The organism is Segatella baroniae DSM 16972 = JCM 13447, assembly GCF_000426585.1.
GTDB lineage: Bacteria > Bacteroidota > Bacteroidia > Bacteroidales > Bacteroidaceae > Prevotella > Prevotella baroniae.
Genome location: NZ_AUFQ01000002.1, coordinates 291,889 through 310,757 on the forward strand (window position 1 = coordinate 291,889; position 18,869 = coordinate 310,757).

At 59.6% G+C, this 18,869-nt stretch carries 15 protein-coding genes; 12 read left to right on the forward strand and 3 right to left on the reverse strand.

All coding sequences use genetic code 11. The features are described from left to right. Positions 1 to 38 precede the first annotated feature (38 nt). Positions 39 to 869: a CPBP family intramembrane glutamic endopeptidase gene (locus K334_RS0102895; RefSeq protein WP_025881612.1), complete on the forward strand. Its 831-nt coding sequence runs from the start codon at positions 39 to 41 to the stop codon at positions 867 to 869. A gap of 390 nt (positions 870 to 1,259) precedes the next feature. Here the strand turns inward: K334_RS0102895 and K334_RS0102900 are convergent, their stop codons facing one another. After that, positions 1,260 to 2,522, reverse strand: a complete 1,263-nt coding sequence (locus K334_RS0102900) for a peptidase U32 family protein (RefSeq protein WP_027444484.1) — start codon at positions 2,520 to 2,522, stop codon at positions 1,260 to 1,262. A gap of 236 nt (positions 2,523 to 2,758) precedes the next feature. On the opposite strand from K334_RS0102900, the gene K334_RS0102905 reads away from it, so the two are divergent. The 5 genes from K334_RS0102905 to K334_RS0102925 are packed head-to-tail and all read left to right on the forward strand — an operon-like array spanning position 2,759 to position 6,450. Further along, positions 2,759 to 3,178 carry a hypothetical protein gene (locus tag K334_RS0102905; protein WP_025881610.1) on the forward strand — a complete coding sequence of 140 codons (420 nt, stop codon included), beginning with the start codon at positions 2,759 to 2,761 and terminating at the stop codon, positions 3,176 to 3,178. A 7-nt stretch (positions 3,179 to 3,185) separates the two neighbouring features. Next, on the forward strand, positions 3,186 to 3,728 hold the full coding sequence (locus K334_RS0102910; RefSeq protein WP_025881609.1) for an RNA polymerase sigma factor: 543 nt from the start codon (positions 3,186 to 3,188) through the stop codon (positions 3,726 to 3,728). Further along, a complete protein-coding gene (locus K334_RS0102915) occupies positions 3,725 to 4,942 on the forward strand; it encodes a hypothetical protein (protein ID WP_027444485.1) in 1,218 nt (405 codons plus the stop codon). Before K334_RS0102910 ends, K334_RS0102915 begins: the two co-directional genes overlap by 4 nt. A 14-nt stretch (positions 4,943 to 4,956) precedes the next feature. Beyond that, entirely contained in the window at positions 4,957 to 5,610 is a 654-nt protein-coding gene (locus K334_RS0102920) for a hypothetical protein (protein WP_154655533.1), read from the forward strand. Between the two features lie 15 nt (positions 5,611 to 5,625). Further along, entirely contained in the window at positions 5,626 to 6,450 is an 825-nt protein-coding gene (locus K334_RS0102925) for a hypothetical protein (RefSeq protein ID WP_025882280.1), read from the forward strand. 46 nt (positions 6,451 to 6,496) lie between these two features. Here K334_RS0102925 and K334_RS0102930 read toward each other — a convergent pair whose 3' ends face one another. Beyond that, on the reverse strand, positions 6,497 to 8,437 hold the full coding sequence (locus tag K334_RS0102930; protein WP_025882281.1) for an AAA domain-containing protein: 1,941 nt from the start codon (positions 8,435 to 8,437) through the stop codon (positions 6,497 to 6,499). Positions 8,438 to 8,489: 52 nt separating this feature from the next. Continuing rightward, complete coding sequence (gene dinB / locus K334_RS0102935; RefSeq protein WP_021589889.1) at positions 8,490 to 9,578, reverse strand: DNA polymerase IV; 1,089 nt, start codon at positions 9,576 to 9,578, stop codon at positions 8,490 to 8,492. 424 nt (positions 9,579 to 10,002) lie between these two features. Here dinB and K334_RS0102940 point away from each other — a divergent pair, with 424 nt between their 5' ends. Genes K334_RS0102940 through K334_RS0102965 form a run of 6 tightly spaced genes read left to right on the forward strand, consistent with a single transcriptional unit; the run spans position 10,003 to position 18,614 of the window. Then, on the forward strand, positions 10,003 to 10,491 hold the full coding sequence (locus K334_RS0102940; RefSeq protein WP_025882282.1) for a hypothetical protein: 489 nt from the start codon (positions 10,003 to 10,005) through the stop codon (positions 10,489 to 10,491). A 14-nt stretch (positions 10,492 to 10,505) separates the two neighbouring features. Further along, the gene (locus K334_RS0102945; protein WP_027444487.1) at positions 10,506 to 12,716 is read left to right on the forward strand and encodes a TonB-dependent receptor; all 2,211 of its coding nucleotides are present in this window, start codon (positions 10,506 to 10,508) and stop codon (positions 12,714 to 12,716) included. A 29-nt stretch (positions 12,717 to 12,745) separates the two neighbouring features. Continuing rightward, on the forward strand, positions 12,746 to 16,969 hold the full coding sequence (locus K334_RS0102950) for a cobaltochelatase subunit CobN (protein ID WP_036889844.1): 4,224 nt from the start codon (positions 12,746 to 12,748) through the stop codon (positions 16,967 to 16,969). Continuing rightward, entirely contained in the window at positions 16,969 to 17,706 is a 738-nt protein-coding gene (locus K334_RS13405) for a hypothetical protein (RefSeq protein WP_025882166.1), read from the forward strand. Before K334_RS0102950 ends, K334_RS13405 begins: the two co-directional genes overlap by 1 nt. Before the next feature lie 27 nt (positions 17,707 to 17,733). Continuing rightward, positions 17,734 to 18,288, forward strand: a complete 555-nt coding sequence (locus K334_RS0102960) for a MotA/TolQ/ExbB proton channel family protein (protein WP_021589906.1) — start codon at positions 17,734 to 17,736, stop codon at positions 18,286 to 18,288. After that, complete coding sequence (locus K334_RS0102965; protein ID WP_021589910.1) at positions 18,285 to 18,614, forward strand: DUF2149 domain-containing protein; 330 nt, start codon at positions 18,285 to 18,287, stop codon at positions 18,612 to 18,614. Before K334_RS0102960 ends, K334_RS0102965 begins: the two co-directional genes overlap by 4 nt. Positions 18,615 to 18,869 lie beyond the last annotated feature (255 nt).

Below are 18,869 nucleotides of genomic sequence, written 5' to 3' on the forward strand. Positions count from 1 at the left end.
TTGCGGCATGTTTATAGTTTAACGCAAATGAAATACGTATGAAACCCATCGTGAAACAATCCCTCAACGTCCTGTTTTATGTAGTCATCTTCTTTCTCCTGCAAATCGTCACGATGCAGTTGGCCACATGGGGCTACTACATCCGTCAAGGCAGCGGCGTGTCGGAAGCCTTTGCGCAGTTGACGCGACACGGCCCGTTGCTCAAGGGGCCGGTGGTGTTGGCCGCCACGGTGCTCAGCAGCGTGATGACGATCGTCCTGTTCCTGCGGCTGCGCTGGACGCCCGTCGGCCGCGACTATCTCCGCAGCCGGCCCTGGACGGCCCTGGTCTGGACGGGGGTGGCCACGTTGGGAACCATCATCCCCTCGATATGGCTCAACGAACAGCTCTCGCTCGACATGCCCGAGCACGTGGAACGTCTGCTCGTCGACATCATGCGCCAGCCCCTGGGCTATCTCTTCATCGGCATACTGGCCCCCGTGGCCGAGGAAGTGGTGTTCCGAGGCGCCGTCTTGCGCAGCCTGCTCACGGTGATGGAGGGCCGCTGGCGCTGGGGAGCCATTGCCGTTTCGGCCGTCATCTTCGGTGCCGTCCATGGCAACGAGTCCCAATTCCTGCATGCCGTATTGACGGGCGTGCTCCTGGGGTGGATGTATGAGCGCACCCGCAGCATTGTTCCGGGCCTGGTCTGCCATTGGGTCAACAATTCATTGGCCTTCCTGGCCACCAATCTCGCCCCCGGCATTGACGACATGAAGCTCGTCGACCTGGCCGGCGGCAGCCAGTTGCGCGTCGTCTTATGGCTCTTCTTCTCGCTTTGCATCTTCGTGCCCGCGCTGTATCAGATGAATCGGCGGTTGAAACGATGAAAGGTAAAAGGGTAAAAAAGTAAAAGGCTTTTGGAAAGGTAAAAAGGTAAAAAAGTAACAAGGACTCCGTGAAAGCTGGCCCGTGGCGTTGTGAAAGCTGCCGTTTCAGAAAGCAAAAGCTGCCCTTCTGCCTTGTGAAAGCAGCCCTTTCGTCGGCTAACGGCGGCCCTTCCGCCCAGGCTTTTTCACCCTTTTACTTTTTAGATGGCTTCACCCAAGTGGGCGATGGTATCGCCCACTACACCGAACAACCTGGGAGGATGAACTGCTTGAAACTTTGCGCCTTTTCTTTTTACCTTTTTACCCTTTTACCTTCTCTTTTTTGCCCTTTTACCTTCTCTTTTTTACCCTTTCACCTTCCCCTTTTCCCCTTTTCACCCTTTTATCTTTTCATCCTTTCACCTTTCCTTCCACGCTTGTCAATTTAAACAGCTTGTCGTTGGGGCGCACCTTGCCCGGCACGGGGATGGAAACGCGCCACCCCTTCTCCGCCTTGTCCACCGGTTGGAGGTCATAGCGTATCTCCTTGGCGTCGAAAAACAGCACGCCGGTGGTCGGACCGGTGACCAGGAGCCTGTCGCCCAGGCTCACTTCAGACGCCTCGACGGCCATTTCGGCCACGCCGAGCTTGGAGAAATACTTCACGACCTTGCCCACCAGCACCTTCTTTTCCGTGGCCGCACTGCCGTAGTGCTCGTTCCATTCGCCCAAGGTCTGGCCCTGGTAGTAGCCATCCCAGAAGCCGCGGTTGAACACGGTGGCCAGCCGTTCGTCCCAACGGTCTTTCTTTTCTTCGGTGAAAGTGCCGTCGAGTACGCTCCGAATGGCCTCCCGATAGCAGCTGACGACGGTGTGTACGTATTCAGGACCACGTGCCCTGCCTTCTATTTTAAACACCCTGACGCCGCTCTCCATCATCCGGTCGATGAAGCGGAGGGTCTTCAGGTCCTTCGGACTCATGATGTATTTGTTGTCAATCTCAAGCTGGTTGCCCGTCTCGTTGTCGGTGACGGTGTACGACCGTCGGCATATCTGCACGCATTCGCCACGGTTTGCCGAGCGGTTGGCGTTGGCCAGGCTCATGTAGCACTTGCCGCTGACGGCCATGCAGAGGGCGCCGTGGCAGAACATCTCTATGCGGATGGGTTCCCCCTTGGGGCCGCGGATGTGCTGCTCGTCGATCTGTCGGTGGATGGCCGCCACCTGGTCCATGTTCAGTTCGCGCGCCAGCACCACCACGTCGGCAAACCGTGCGTAGAACTTGAGGGCTTCTATGTTCGAGATGTTGAGCTGTGTGGAGAGGTGAACCTCCACGCCCACCTCGTTGCAGTAGGCCATCACGGCCACGTCGCCGGCGATGACGGCCGAGATTCGGGCCTCTTTGGCGGCGTCGACAATCTCCCGCATCGTTCCGAGGTCTTCGTCGTAGATGATGGTGTTGACCGTCAGATAGGTCTTGATGTCGTGTTCGGCGCACGTGGCGGCTATCTCCCGCAGGTCGTCGATGGTGAAATGGTTGGCCGAATGCGACCGCATGTTGAGTTGGCCAATGCCGAAATAAACCGAGTCGGCCCCGGCTTGGATGGCTGCCGCCAGGCTTTCGCGCGAGCCTACGGGAGCCATGATTTCAAAGTCGGATATTTTTTGTTGCATAGTCTTTTATTTTAATGAGAAATGTGAAGTGTGAAATGAGAAGTGTGCAGTGTGAAATGAGAAGTTGCTCTCACGTTTTCACATCCTCATTTCACACTTCTCATTGCCTGCAAAAGTACGAAAATAAAGTGACAAGGCCGTTTTTTCATGCCGCAAATCATTTTTTTGCGTTTTTACATGCAAGATTTGCGGCACCAAAGAGTTATGAAGGTAGAACAACCAAAAGACGACAGAGCATGAGACAATATCTATTCGTACTGCTGCTGACCTGTCTCGGCGTCCTCACGGGGTGCGCGACGGACGGCGACAACATGGGTGGATCGAACCAGGAGAACCCCGGCGCGGCGCAACGGTGGCTGGGCGTGTATGCCATCGACGTGACCGACAGCCGCGGGGAGACCACCCAGACCACGCTCAAGGTGACCGGTACGGAGATGACCTTCAGCCGGCTGCCGGGCTATGGAGCCTCCGTGACGGCCTACTATATGCACACGGGCAGCTCCGAAAGCAACGAGTATTTCGACCTGACGGTGAAGGACGACCTGACGGCGGGCAAGTGGATGGCCGTCTATCAGAAGAAGACGGGCCTGTGGAGCGGCTTTGTAAGCCCCGGCGGGCAGACTTGCCGGTTCACGGCTACCAAACGGGTGCGTTGAAAGACGGATGGAATCGGAAGAAATCATCTTGGACGGAATCCGGCGGGGCGACCGTCGGGCCATGAAACAGCTGTATGACGGTTGCGCCGCACGTGCCATGGCCGTCAGCCACCGCTACGTGGCCGACACAGACGCCCGCAAGGACATCGTCCAGGAGAGCTTCATCCAGGTGCTGACGCACGTCAATGACTTTCAATATCGGGGCGAAGGCTCGCTCACGGCATGGCTGTTGCGCATCGTCGTCAACCGGTCGGTGGACTATCTGCGGAAACACGAGCGATGGGTGTCGGCCGACAGCATGCCCGAGTTGCCCGACGAGGACGAGCCGCCTGTGGAACAGGTGCCCCCCGAGGCCGTCGCCGACATGCTGGGGCAGCTGCCCGCCGGCTATCGGACGGTCTTCAACCTCTACGTTTTCGAACAACGGTCGCACAAGGAGATAGCCCGACTGCTGCATATCAAGGAGAACAGTTCGGCTTCGCAATACTCCAGAGCCAGGAAAATGCTGGCCCACATGATTAAGGAATACATCAAGACGCAAGGACAATGAAACAAACGGATTGGACAGACAGGCTGCGCAAGCGGATGGAACGGCAGGAAGAACCTGTCGGCGACGAGTTGTGGGCCGGCATTGAGCAGGCGCTCGACGACAGGTCGGTCGCCGTGGCCGCCCGTCGGCTGGCCTTGCGTCGGTGGGTGGCGGCCGCAGCCGTCGTCGTGGCGGTGGCAGGGGGCGGCATTCTCTGGCTCAGTCGCCACAAGGAGCTGACCGACAGGCCGATGGCTGCAGAGCAAACGCTGCTGCAAAGGCGCGACGCCATCCGGCAATCGTTGGGCCTCGTGCCGTCGGAACCGGCCGGAACATCGGCTTTCGTGGCAAAGAACGAGCCTTCGCCGCATGGACAGGTGGCGCCCTCCACCTCGCTTTCACCCTCCATGGTGGCCGTGACGAAACCCGATTGCAGTGAGCCGACGGTGCCGCCTGTGGCCGATGAACCGACGGCGACGCCACGCCCTTCGCAGCCGAAGCCTGCCCCCGACATGCTGCCGCAGCCTGCCGAGCCTATGGACGGGCACCTGCCGCGCCGTGCGTCGGCCTCTTCCGTCGGCCTGCGGCTCCACGCCACCAACGGACTCTTGGCCTACACCCGGCACGACAGGGTGGAGATGGCCCCCGAACGGCAGAACGAATATCATGCGGCCAAGGCCAACCGGCTGCCTTCGAGGGCGGCCGGAACGGGCGACGAAGCCCCTGCCTACCTGGTGGGCTATGGCGAAAAGGCACGCCACGACCTGCCCGTTTCGGTGGGGCTGACGGTCGACGTGCCGCTCGGCGGGGGCTGGAGCCTGACCACGGGCGTGGTCTACACCCGGCTGAACGCCACCTTCACCCAGCAGATGCGGGGCCTGACCATCGAAAGCCGGCAGCAACTGGACGACGTGGGACTGCCGTTGCAGTTGAGCCACAGCCTTTGGCACAGCCGCCGGCTGGCCGTCTACGCCACAGGCGGTGGCCAAGTGGACTTCAATGTCAGGGCACGCATGCGGACCGAAGGCTCCCGTCAACCCATGAAGCGTGACCGCCCGCAGCTGTCGGCAGTCGTCGGCGTGGGTGCCGTGTGGCGACTGACGCCTGCCGTGGGCCTCTATGCCGAGCCGTCGGTGCGCTATTCGCCCGACAACGGCAGCGGCGTTTCCACCTATTTCAAGGAGAAACCCTTCAGTCCCGCCTTGCAATTGGGACTCAAGATACAAACGAAATGACACAACATGACCCTATGAAAACAATCTTTATGAAAGCGGCAAGGCCTGCACAGAGGTGCTTGCTCGCGCTGTTGCTGGCCCTGCCGGTCGCAGCCGGCGCGCAAAACGACGACATCCCCACCCGCGAAGTGTCGGTGGGCATGGGCTTTGGAACCTCCAATCTGGGCTGGGACCTCAGCCGCAAGGATGTCTACGGTATGGATTCGGGCCACGACATGCCGCTCGGCACCTATCGGAGTCTGAGAATCTACGACGACGGCAGCGTGCAACCGCCCTGCTTCGCCATCGGTTATCGGCGCGACTTCAAGGCCGGCTGCTGGCTGGCCTACGGCGTGACGGCCTCGTATGAGTGTAAGGAAAACAAGTGGAAGGAGCGCGTTTCCGACCGAACCGTGGCGTCGTCGCGCGACAGCTACTGCACCCTCATGCCGGCCTTGCGCCTCTATTACCTACGCCACAGGGGCTTCCGGATGTACGGCGAGGTCGGCGTGGGCGCGTCGCTGCGCTATGTTCGCCAAGAGGGGGAGGCCTCGGGAAGCCGCAGCGTCCACTTCATGGGCCACTTCACGGGCTTCGGAATGCAGGTGGGCAGGCGGCTGTTCTTCGGCACCGAACTGGGCTACGGCAGCCTTGGCGTGGCCCGGATGACGGCCGGCTATCGATTCTAACTTTAAAATGACAAGATGATGAAGAAGATTTCATACCTTTTCGCGGCCCTCTTCGCGGCTGCAAGCTGCCTGACCGGTTGTTTCTACTGGTCGCCAAACGGCTACGAACCTCGTTCGGCGGAGCGGGCGGCCTACAATTATGTGCAGAACAGCAACCAACCGCTCACCGACATGCTCTTCACGGCCTATCTGTCGCACCGCTATTTCGCCCTGTCGACCGACGCCGACCGCAAGACTTTCATGGATACATACTTTCCGGAGTGCCAAATCTACGACACGCTGAAGGCTGACGGCACCCGCAACTGGCGGCTGGAACGCCGCAAGGCCGACTATCATTTCGACCACTTCCTGTTCTCCGAGACGCCGCAAGGGCTGCTTCGGGCCACCTTGCTCGGCGCGCATCAGAGCACGGAGATCAACACGAAGTACCAATTCACGGTTCGGCAAGGCGCCGACGGGCATTGGACGCTGACCGACTATGCGGCCGTCATCCGTAACGATTACAGCGACCGAGGCTACGGAAGGCTGGCGTTCGACATCAGCAGCAAGCAGTTGGACGTGGTCTGGACGCAGCCGAAGAACGATTCGCTCTACTGCGAACTCACGGGCACCATCCAAATGGCCAGTGCCGAGACGCCGTCGCTGCTGATAGCGGCCGAAATCCAGGAGCCGCTGCGGGCACGGGTGGGCAAAGACCACTTCGCCGTCGTCAGCTATCCTTGGGTGAAAGGGCGGCTGTCGCTGGCCGTGACGGATGGCGGAACCCACCAGACGGACTACGTGAGCGTGGTGTTGTCGGGCAACGACGACGGCCAGGCGTTGGTGGAGATGAAGAAGTGACGGGTCTTCGTCCGTCCGTCTCTCGCCAACCCTTCGTTTCCGCCCCTCATTCCCCGTTCGCCGTTTCCCCATCGCTCACCGCGTATTCGTAGAGTTTCTTGTAGAAAGGGTGTCGGGTCAGCGTTCCGACGTCGCCGAGGATGATGAGTTTCATGCGGGCGCGGGTGATGGCCACGTTCATTCGCCGCAGGTCGCGCAGGAATCCAATCTGTCCTTCGTCGTTGCTGCGCACCAGCGACACGAGGATGACGTCGCGTTCCTGTCCTTGGAAGCCGTCGACCGTGTTGACGCTGATGAGCTGCCGGTAGGGTTTGAAGAACGCTTCGTGCTTGATGAGGCCGCGCAGATACTGCACCTGCGCCCGATAAGGCGAGATGACGCCCACGTCGATGCGCTCGTCGAGCAGCCGTTGCCGGCCGATCTTCGTGAAATAATCCTGCAAGGTGTCGAGCGTGAGCCGGGCCTCGGCCTTGTTGACGCGGCCGAAAGAACTGCCCACGAAGGACTCGCCGTAGGTTCCGGTGGCGTTGTCCAGGCCCTCCTGGCCGGCAGGAGCTGTGTCGGCATGCCGGCTGTCGCGCCATTCGATGGGGCGGTCGTAGTCGAGTATGCCCCTATACTTGATTTGTGGCGCGCTCTCCACCTGTCCGTGATAGAACCAGTCGCTCGAAAATCGCATGATTTTCTCGTTCATCCGATATTGTATCTTGAGCAAAGTGACCACTTCGGGCTTGTTTTCGACGATGCGTTCCATGAGCGTCTTGCCCAGTCCGGCCCGCAACGCGGCGATACTTTTCACCGTCGGAGGCAGCTGGCAGTGGTCGCCCGCCAGCACCACGCGCGTCACGCGTCGCATCGGAATCCAGCAGGCAGCCTCCAGGGCCTGTGCCGCCTCGTCGATGAAGAGCGTTCCGAACTTCATTCCCTCAAGCGTTCGATGGGTCGAACCCACGAGGGTTGAGGCGATGACACGGGCTTCGCCGAAGAGGTCGGCGTTGATTCTGATCTCCAGTTCGGTGGCGCGCGCCTTCAGCCGCTCCATTTTCTGATGGCGGTTTTCGCCCCCTTTCCGCCGTTGGGCGCGCAGTTCGCGGATGGCCTTGCGCAGACTCCACAGCTGCGGGTAGTCGGGATGGGCCTCGAAACGCCGCTCGTAGGTGAAGCCCAACATCTTGTCGTTCACCCGGGTGGGGTTTCCGATGCGCAGCACGTTGACCCCTCGGTCCACCAATTTCTCACAAATCCAGTCCACCGCCATGTTGCTTTGCGCGCAGACGAGCACCTGGCTCTCGCGCATCAGCGTCTCGTTGATGGCTTCCACCAGCGTCGTGGTCTTGCCGGTGCCCGGCGGTCCGTGGACAACAGCCACGTCCTTGGCCCGCAACACCTCGTTCACGGCCCGCTCCTGGGTGGGGTTGAGCCATGGGAAGGCCGTCGGCTGAAAGGTGAATCGTTCCGCTTTCCGGTTGGAATGGAACAGCTCGCGCAGGTGGGCCAGCCGATTGTCCTTGGCCGTCATCACCCGGTCGAGCGCGTCGAACATGGCCTTGTAGCTCGTCTCGTCGAACGACAGCTGCACGCCCATGGGCGTTTCGGCCGACTGGAGGTCGAGCAGAGGCGCCGAGTCGGGCACGATGACGACCATGCGGTCGCCGTCGACGTAGGAGACGGTGCCCGTGAACAAATAGGTGATGGGTTGGTGGGTGGTAGGTTGTGGGGGCTTTTCGCGGAAAAACATGACCGGACGGCCGAACTCGAAGTTGTGTTCGATGTCCTGGTCGGTGGTGCGGAACACCTCGATGGCCCGCTGGTTGAGCGAGTTGTAGAAGCTCTTGCCCATCCGCAGCGGGAACCACGCGTCGCCCCGCTTCACCTTTCGGGCCATGCCGGCGGCCTCGGTCTGTCGCCGAAACTCCTCTTTCTCCGCGTAATACTCCATCTGGAGCAGCAGTTTCTGGCGTTTCAATTCTTCAATGGCTGCGTGCATGCTTCTTGTTTTTGTGCAAAGGTAGTTCAATTTTGCGTGTTCTCTGCCGCGTTCAATCCTTAAATTCCAATTCCAACTGCACCCACTCCCGTCTTTTCTGTTCATCTCCGTCGCCCGGATTCGACACCGACAGGCCGATGAGACGGATGGGATGGGCCGCTGAATAGTCCACTTCGGCCATCAGTTTCTTGGCCAACGGCAGGATGTCGGCTTTGCTTTTCAGGAACTTTCGCTGCGTCGCGCTGCGCGTTATCTGCTGGAAATCGTTGTATTTCACCTTCAGTGTGAGCGTCTTTCCTTCGAAATCGTCCTTGGCAATGCGCTCCGTGAGTTCGAGCACGGTGTGATATAGCTCGATGACGACGGCCGACCGGCTGCCTATGTCCTCCATGAACGTGTGCTCGCAGCCCACCGATTTGCGCACGCGCTCCACCACTACAGGCCGTTGGTCAATGCCCCGGGCGAAGTCATGGAACAGCTGTCCCGCCTTGCCGAACACCTCTTTCAGGTGTTCGAGCGAGCATTTGCGCAGGTCGCGGCCCGTGAAAATGCCCATGTAGTGCATGCGTTCGGCCGTCTTGGGCCCCACGCCCCACAGCTTTTCGACGCGCAGTCGGGCGATGAAGTCGAGCGCCTTGTCGGGATGGATGGTGCAGAGGCCGTCTGGCTTGCGCTCTTCCGAAGCGATCTTGGCCAGCAGCTTGTTGTAGGAGACGCCCGCCGAGGCCGTCAGCTGCAGCTCGTCCCTGATGCGCCGCTTGATTTCGCGGGCGATGTCGACCGCCAGTTCCATGCCGCGCTTGTTCTCCGTCACGTCCAGGAAGGCCTCGTCGATGGACAGCGGTTCGATCATGTCGGTGTAGTCGTGGAAGATGGCCTGCACCTGGGCCGACACTTCGCGGTACACGTCGTAGCGCGAGGGCACCACGATGAGCTGCGGGCACATGCGTTTGGCCATCATCATCGACATGGCCGAACGCACGCCGAACTTCCGCGCTTCGTAGCTGGCCGTCGACACGACGCCCCGCTCGCCGTCATAGCCGATGGCGATGGGCTTTCCGCGCAGCTCGGGATGGTCCCGTTGCTCCACGCTGGCGAAGAAAGCGTCCATGTCGATATGAATGATTTTGCGCTGCGGCACGCTTGTCAGGGGCTACCTGTTGACGAGTAGCCATACAAAAGTACGCAAACTTTTTGTTTTCTTCGGCTATACCTAAAAGAAATGAAGTGAAGGGATAAAGGTAAAAAAGGTAAAAAGTGAAAGGGTAAAAAGTGAAAGGGTCGCTTTTAGCTTGTAAAAAGGCTGCTTTTGGCGTGTAAAAGGGCAGCTTTTAGCGGCTGAAAGGATAGCTTTTGGAGCCTAAAAGGGCTGCTTTTGAAAATCCGTTGCATGGCGGGCCTTGGCCGGGAACCATCATTTGTAGGTATCGGCGGGCCGCTTAAAATCACGATATATGGTGATTGCAGGGCTTTCGCAGGCGTTTTACCTTTGCATCGTCATTCCGACAACAGCTGGGATGGCTGTTCTCATCAACCTATTTTTTATCAAATTAAAACAAAAAACAATGAAACTCAAACTATTTCTTTTCATGGCGCTCGCCACATTCTTCTTCTCTTCATGTAGCAAAGACGACAACAAAGAACCCGTCAAGACCTCTGCCGACAAGGTGACAGGCGTGTATGAAGTTCATACGGCGGCCGCTTTCTCCAAAGTTACCAAGCCGATGGAGAACGACGGCGACAAGGTGACGGTGACGAAGGTGGGCGACAACACGGTCAACGTCATTTACGCGGGCAAGACCTGGGGCGCCGGCACCTTTGAAAAGGTCACCGTGGCCGCCAGCGCCGACGGCAAGGAGTATGCCATTTCGGGGCAAGGTACGATGAAGATGGCCATGCGTGGCAACGCTCCCAAGGACTATCCGGCTACGCTGAAAGCCACCGTTCAGGAGGGAAAGAAAGTCTTTAATTTCAAGATTACGGTGCCGGACGTCATGGGTGGAACGGTTATTACCCTTACACCGGCCTCCAACGCTCCGCAAACTGGTAAATAATCAGCCCCCAGTCTATGCGATTTAAGTTATTCATGCTGTCGATTCTGTCGGCACTGACCTTGTCCGTGTCGGCCGAACCGATAGTCGGCGGTCCCTCTGTCACCATCAGGGGGACCGTTGTTGATGAAAAGGGTCAGCCGCTTCCGGCCGCTTCGGTGGTGGTGGAAGGCACGACCATCGGCACGGGAACGACCAGCGACGGTCGCTTCACGCTGCAGCTGCGCCACGCCAACCCCGTGCTGCGCGTCAGCTTCATGGGCTATCAGACCCAACGCTGCAAGATCACCAACACTCGGGATGACATCAAGGTGCGCCTGACGCCGTCGGACAACCAGCTGAACACCGTCGTCGTGACGGGTTCGCGTGTCGAGCGGCAGCTGAAAGACGTGCCCGTCATCACCCGGGTCATCTCTTCGAGAGACATCCAGCGCATCAATCCCGTCGACCTCGCCCAGCTGTTGCAATACGAGTTGCCCGGGTTGCAGATCGGTTACAACACGATGAGCCAGACCGAGGAAATCAGTTACCAGGGTCTGGGGGGCGAATATGTGGTGTTTCTGCTCGACGGAGAGCGCATATCGGGCGAGGGCGCCGACCACAACATCGACTTCTCGCGCTTCAACATCAACGACATCGAGCGCATCGAGGTGGTTCGCGGCGCGGCTTCCACGCTGTATGACAGCAACGCTCTGGGCGGGGTTGTCAACATCATCACCAAGAATGCCAACCGTCCCGTGACCGCCAACGTGGCCGCCCGCTATGCCGGCAGCCACGGACAGAACTACTCCTTGCAGGCCGGAACGCGCCAAAGCCGGCTCACGACGCTCACGTCGGTGGGCTACCGGCAGCGCGACAGCTACACCATCGAGGAGGAACAGGGCAAGAAGATGACCACCGTCAAGCCCGACGGCAGCCGGGAGACCGAGCAATATGCCGGCATTCCCACCACCATCCACGGTTACGAAATCTGGGATGTGAGCCAGAAGATAGGCTACAGCCTCACCGACCATCTCAAGGCGGAGGTGAAAGCCGGCTACTATCACAACCGGAAGGCCCACCGGTTGGGCGAGACTTACCACCGCATCTTCCAAGACTACACGCTCGGCGGACGGCTCAACTGGATGATGAACGCCAACCATCAGATGAACTTCGTCTATCAGTTCGACCGCTACGACAAGAACCAGGACACCATCAGAGGGGGCTCCGGCAACATCTACAGCAACCGAATGCACGTGGGACGGCTCAGCTATTCGGGCCACATGGGCCGTCACCGGCTGTCGGCCGGCATGGAATATACGCACGAATATCTGCACCATTACTTCATGCCCGACTCGGGATCGGCCAGCCGCTATCAGGCCGCCGCCTTCCTGCAAGAGGAGTGGCAGCTGACCGACGGGCTGACGATTGTGGCCGGACTGCGGGCCGACATCGAGAAGCTCTACCACTTCCACCTGACGCCGAAGCTCACGGTGATGTACCGTCCGTGGCGCGACTTCACTTTCCGAGCCAACTACGCGGAGGGCTATCGGTCGCCTTCGCTCAAGGAACTCTACCAGGAATACGACATGGGAGGCCTGGGAATGTTCACCCTTTGGGGCAATCCGAAGCTGCGACCGGAGAAGAGTCGGCAGTACAGCGCGTCGGTGGAGTACAACCACAACGGGCTGAACGCCTCGGTGTCGCTCTACCACAACCGCTTCAGAGACAAGATTTCCTACGCCCGAATGGACAACGGCACGCGCGACATGCAGTATGTCAATGCCGAGAAAGCACGCACCACGGGCGTCGAAATCATGGCCCGCTACCGCCTGGCGCAGAACTTCGACCTCACGGGCAGCTACGCCTATGTGGACGACTACGAAGAGACCGACGGGCTGAACACCAGCTATGTGCGCCCCCACAGCATGACCTTCGGGGCTTGCTATCGCAGAACGTTGCTGAAAGTGGACTGGACAGCGGCTCTTAACGGGCAGTGGACATCGCGCCTGCGCACCAATACGCTCAACCGCGACGGCAGCTACTACTACGTCGTCTACGACCCGCGGACGATGTGCAATCTCAATCTTTCGGCCCGTTTCCTGCGTGGCGTCACGGCAGGACTCATGATTGAGAACCTCTTCGGCTATCAGGACAAGTCGAGCGACCGCGCCGTGCAGGTGCCGCAGCAGGGCCGCAACTACGTGGCCACGCTGCGTCTGGACCTGGCCGACGTGTTCAAGTGGTGACATCTTATCATTCCCAAACACTCAAACTGATGAAACGACTTTTCAACAAACGCTTTTTATGGGCCTTCGGGCTGCTTCTTCTCGTGGTCTTCGCCGTCTACGGATGGCGCCATTGGATTGGTTCCACGCGGATAGCCTTCGTCAACTATCAGGCCATCGAGCTGGGACAGATCGCCAAGGCCAACGACAACGCCTCCATCAAGGTGGCTCAGGTGGACGTGGAACACCTGGACGAACTGAAGGACTACGACATGATCATGGTCACGGCGATGGGCCTTCAGCTCGACTCCGCGCAGCGCGAACAGCTGCGCGAGGCCTCGCTGTCCGTGCCCACCTTCACCCGGCTGGTCACGAATCCGGCCAACGACATCAACACCGTCGACTCCGTGGACGGCGATTTCCTGCGGCAGTATCTGGAAAACGGCAGCCGCCGCAACTATCGCAGCATGCTCAACTACATCCGAAAGTTCATCGACGGCAAGAAATTCCGCAGCATTGAGCCGGATGTGGTGGAGCTGCGGCCCGACAACATGCTGCTGCATGTCGACCCGAAGCACCCCGACGACGATGAACTGGGCTTCAACACGGTGGCCGACTACAACGCTTTCCTGCGCCGCAACGGCCTCTATCGCCCGCATGCGCCAAGCATTTTGGTCACCGGAATGATGGGAATCGCCTCGTCGTTGGTCGATGGGTTTGAACGTCAGGGCTTCACGGTCTATCGGGTGAACAGGCTCCGTGAGTTTGTCATGAACCATCACATCGACTCCATCCGCCCCGCGGCCGTCGTCAACATGGCCCACGGGCGCGTCGGCGACTATCTGGTGCGCTATCTCGAAAAGGCCAACATCCCCATGTTCGCGCCGCTCAACGTGAACCGCCTCGTCGACGACTGGCAGAACGACAAGCAAGGCATGATGGGCGGATTCCTGTCGCAGAGCGTCGTCGTTCCCGAGATCGACGGCGCCATCCGGCCCTATGTCGTCTTCGCGCACCGCGTGGGCAAGGACGGACTTCATGAGGCCTTTGCCGTTCCGGAGCGGCTCGACGCGTTTGTCAAGACCGTCGGAAACTATGTCAGACTGCAGTCCAAGCCCAACCATCGCAAGCGGGTGGCCATCTATTATTACAAGGGTCCCGGCACAAGCGCGCTCACGGCGTCGGGCATGGAGGTGGCACCTTCCTTGTATAACGTGCTGAAACGCATGCACGCCGAGGGCTACAACCTCAGCGGTCTGCCCGCCAGTGCCGAGCAATTGGAGCACGGCATACAGCAACATAGCTATGACCACAAGCCCATGGTCTTTGGAAATGTGGCGTTGTTGCCCCAGCTGATGAGCGGCGAAGGCACCGACTCGTTCAAGATTATCCATGGAACCAACCAGGATCCGCCCCAGGCTTACGTCCGTTCCTACCAATGGACGCAGCGTCATTTCAAAGCCGACGCGCTCATCCACTTCGGCACCCACGGTTCATTGGAGTACACGCCGCGCAAGCAAGTGGCCCTTTCCGGCAACGACTGGCCCGACCGTCTCGTCGGAACCATGCCCCACTTCTACATCTATACCATCGGAAATGTGGGCGAAGCGATGATTGCCAAGCGGCGTTCCTACGCCCAAATACAGAGCCATCTCACCCCTCCTTTCATGCAGAGTGGGCTTCGGCAGACCTACGCCAGGCTGAGTGACGCCATCGAACTATATAATAAGGAGATGCAGCAGGCCGACAACCGCCCGACGCAGGCTTCACGACAAGCGGCTCTGAAGGTGAAGAGGCTGACGGTGGAGATGAACATCGACCGCGACCTGGGTCTCGACCGGAAGCGCATGGACGTGCCTTATACGCAGTCGGAGATTGAGCGCGTCGAAGCCTTCGCCGAGGAACTGGCCAACGAAAAGGTGACAGGACAGCTCTATGTGATGGGCCGGCCCTACGCGCCGGAGCGCGTCGTGAGCAGCGTCTACGCCATGTGCACCGACCCGATAGCCTACGGCCGCCTGTCGATAGACCGCCTGAAACAGCGCGCCGACGGCCAGGTCGACCGCCATCAGGGCGTCTTCGACCGCCGCTATCGCCAGCCGGCGCACGCGTTGGTGGCCCGACTGTTGGCCAACCCCCGCCTGGCCACCGACGAACTCGTGCGCCGTGAGGCCGGCATCACACGGCAGGAACTGGCGATGGCACGTGAGGTGGACCGCATGCAGCAGGCCCCCGACGCCATCTCGATGATGATGCAACTGGGCGAAGGCATGGCGCAGAAACCCGAAAAGGCCAAGAAGCGCGAGCGACTCACGGTGAGCCAGCTGCGCGCGAAGGGCGTGAAGCGCGAGAAGAAAGTGCAGCAGATACCGAAGTTCGTCTACGACAAGATGGCGCAGACGGGCAAGTTCCCCGAAAAGATGATGTTGGCCATCCGCCGACAGCAGAAGTGGTACCACGGCAGCAAGGAGGAAGCGCAGGACAAAGCCATGGCGGCCAAGGGCGCAAAGGGCATGGACAAGCGCGGCCATGCGGGCGGAATGGGCAACCACAGCGGTGCCCGCAGGAAGTATTCGCAGCAGCAGGTGCAGCTGGCCCAGGCCATCATCGCGCTGGAAAAGGCCGTGAAGAACGTGGACCTGTACCGCCGTGAAATCGCCGAAGCCCCCGAAGCCGAGATGCGTTCGCTCATGAACGCGCTCAACGGAGGCTACACGCGGCCGTCGTCGGGCGGCGACCTCATCGTCAACCCGTCGACCTTGCCCACCGGCCGCAACCTTTATGCGGTCAACGCGGAGACCTGTCCCACCGAAAACGCGTGGGAAAAGGGCTGCCAACTGGCCGAAAACGCCATCCAACTCTATCGCCAACGTCACGGCGGACAATATCCTCGCAAGGTGAGCTACACGCTTTGGAGTTCGGAATTTGTCGAGACCGAGGGCGCCAGCGTGGCCCAAGTGCTCTACATGTTGGGTGTGGAACCCGTGTGGGACGCCTTCGGCCGCGTGAACGACGTGCGCCTGATACCCTCCGAAAGGCTTGGTCGGCCCCGCATCGACGTGGTGGTTCAGACCAGCGGACAGCTGCGCGACCTCGCCGCCAGCAGGCTTTTCCTTATCAACAAGGCCGTTCTCCTGGCCGCAAAAGCCGGCAACGGCAAGTATGGCAATGAAGTGGCCAAGGGCGTGAAGGAGTCTGAACGGACGCTCGAAGACGCCGGAATGTCGCCTGCCGAAGCCCGCGAGGTGGCCACATACAGGGTCTTCGGCGGCATGAATGGTGGATATGGAACGGGCATACAAGCCATGGTCGAGCAGGGAGACAAGTGGGAATCGGAGCGTCAGATAGCCGAAGTGTACCTGCACAACATGGGCGCTTTCTACGGCGACGAGAAGCGTTGGGAAGACGTTCGGCAGTCGGCTTTCAAAGCCGCGCTCACCCGCACCGACGTCGTCATCCAGCCCCGGCAGAGCAATACGTGGGGCCCCATCAGCCTGGACCATGTATATGAGTTCATGGGAGGCCTCAACCTGGCCGTCCGCAACGTGACGGGCAAGGACCCCGACGCCTATATGAGCGACTACCGGAACCACAACCGCATGCGGATGCAGGAGGTGAAGGAAGCCATCGGAGCCGAAAGCCGCACCACCATCTTCAATCCCAACTACCTCAAAGAGAAGCTGAAAGGCGGTGCCACCACAGCGGGCGACATCGCGGAGACCGTCACCAACCTCTACGGATGGAACGTGATGAAGCCCAAAGCCATAGACAAGGAGTTGTGGGACGCCGTCTACAAGACCTATATCGACGACCAGTACAAGCTCGGCACACGCGAGTTTCTGGAGCAGAAGAGCCCGGCCGCGCTCGAAGAGATGACCGCCGTGATGATGGAAACCATCCGGAAGGGAATGTGGAAGGCCACGCCCGAACAGACACGGGAGCTGGCCCGCCTGCATGCCGCCACCGTAGCGAAGCACGGAGCCTCGCAATCCACGTTCGTGACGAGCAACGAGAAGCTGCGGGCGTTCATCGACGCGAAACTCGACGCGCAGCAGCGGCAGGCCTACCGCGCCCAAATGAAGTCGGCACGGCAGCGCGACGACAACGCGAAGGCCGGCAAGGGAACCGTGATGGAGAAGCAGGAACTGACATCGGAACAGGTGAAACAGCGGCAGCAGTTCATCAACGGGGCCATCACTTTCGCGGTGACGCTGGTCGCGCTGGTCGTCATCGGCTGGTGGCTGCGCCGTCGCCGCAGACAAATAGGAGGCTGATGGAGACGGTCGTAACCCTCATGATGTTGCTCACGGTGGGCTGTTTCCTTCTGAAACAGACCTTCATGGGCGTGCGGCAGATACTCGTCACGGCCGTCGTTGTCATGATGTTCGTGGCACTGATGTGGCCTTTTGCCATCACGCAGAGCAAGACCCAGATCGCGTCGTGGCTCTCCAATCCGCAGCTTATGCTGGATGTGGCCGTGCTGTTGAGTGTCGACATCGCGCTCGAAATAGCCTTTTGTGTGACCGATGTCGACGTGCGGACGTCGCGGAAGGTGAGTCGCAGGAAGCGGATGTGGTTCCGTTTTCTGCGCCATTTTCCCGGTCTGCTCGTTTTCCCCGTCTTCTTTGCGGTGCTCGTGTGGGCCATTTTCGCCCTGCCCGGCGTCGACTTCGCACTGGTCGGCTGGTCGTTGGGCGTGGCCCTGCTGTTCGTTCTCCCGCTGCTCGCGTATCTGTTGCGCCGCCTGGTGCCTGAGGAGGAACTGCGGTTGGAACTCCTTTTCCTATGCAACCTGCTGCTCGGAGGCCTCGGGGTCATCGCGACGGTCAACGGAACGACGGCCGTCAATGGCGTGTCGCAGGTGAACTATGCCGCGCTGGGGGCCATGGCGGCCCTCATCCTCGTGTTCGGCGGTGTCGGATTCGTGGCGCGGCGCGTCCGCCAGAAACGTGCCGTCGCACGGCTGCAACGTAAACAATACGGGCGGACAGCGTGTCCGTCCCATCCATAAGAAACTTATTTTAGAATAGAAAAAGACATGAAATTTATTTCCGACATTTTGTTTTGGATTTCCTCGGGCCTGCTCGTGCCCGTGGTGGTGCTGCTCATTTATTTCTTCGGGCGCAGCCTCTTGCTGCTCGGCAGCTTCTTCGGCCAGTATCTGAGCATGCGCAAGGAGAGTGCCATCGAGGCCGAACAGTTGGCCGAAGGCAAATCGGTGGCGGCCGCGTATGCCCGCCTGGTCATTGAAAACAGGCAGAGTCAGGCCCGCATGGAGCACCTTCTGGCCGAGTATGAAACCTATTGCGAGAAGGAGCTTTCGCTGCCGAACACGCTCATCAAGATGGGCCCCATGCTCGGACTGATGGGCACCTTGATTCCGATGGGCCCCGCGCTCGTGGGCCTGTCGACGGGCGACATCGCCACCATGGCCTACAACATGCAGGTGGCTTTCGCCACGACCGTCATCGGACTCTTTGCCGCCGGCATCGGCTTCGTCACCAAGCAGGCGCGCCAACGCTGGTATAAGAAGAGCCTGAACGACCTCACCTATCTCGTCGACTTGCAGCAGGAAGGGGGAGAAAAGGCATGAGGCGGCGCAGACGGTATGGCTTCATGGGTGAGGACGACGACCCCATGAGCAACGTGGGCAACCTTTTCGACGCGGCGATGGTGTTTGCCGTGGCGCTGATGGTGGCCCTCGTGACACGTTACAGCATGACGGAGATGTTCTCGAAAGATGATTTCACGATGGTGAAGAACCCGGGAAAGGAGAACATGGAGATTATCTCGAAGGAGGGAAAGAAAATCAACCGCTACACGCCGTCGAAGAATCAGAACGCCAAAGGCTCGCGAGGAAAGAAGGTGGGCGTAGCTTATGAGCTGGACAACGGCGAGATCATCTATGTGCCGGAATGAAAGAAAGGTAAAAAGGTGGCCCTTGGAAAGGTAAAAAGGTAAAAAGGCCTTTTTAGCCTTTTAGAGTGTGTAAAGTAAACCGTGTCGGGTCGGTGCATGGGAGCATAGCCATGGTGCATTGCGCACTACCGCCTTGGCGGTTGGTCCTTTTAGAGGGCGGGGTTGCGAGCGAAGCGAGCTACCCTGCCTGGTTTGCGGCGGAGACATCTAGGCCGAAGGTCTTGGTCTTTTTTACGTTTGTGGTGGGATGTTGTC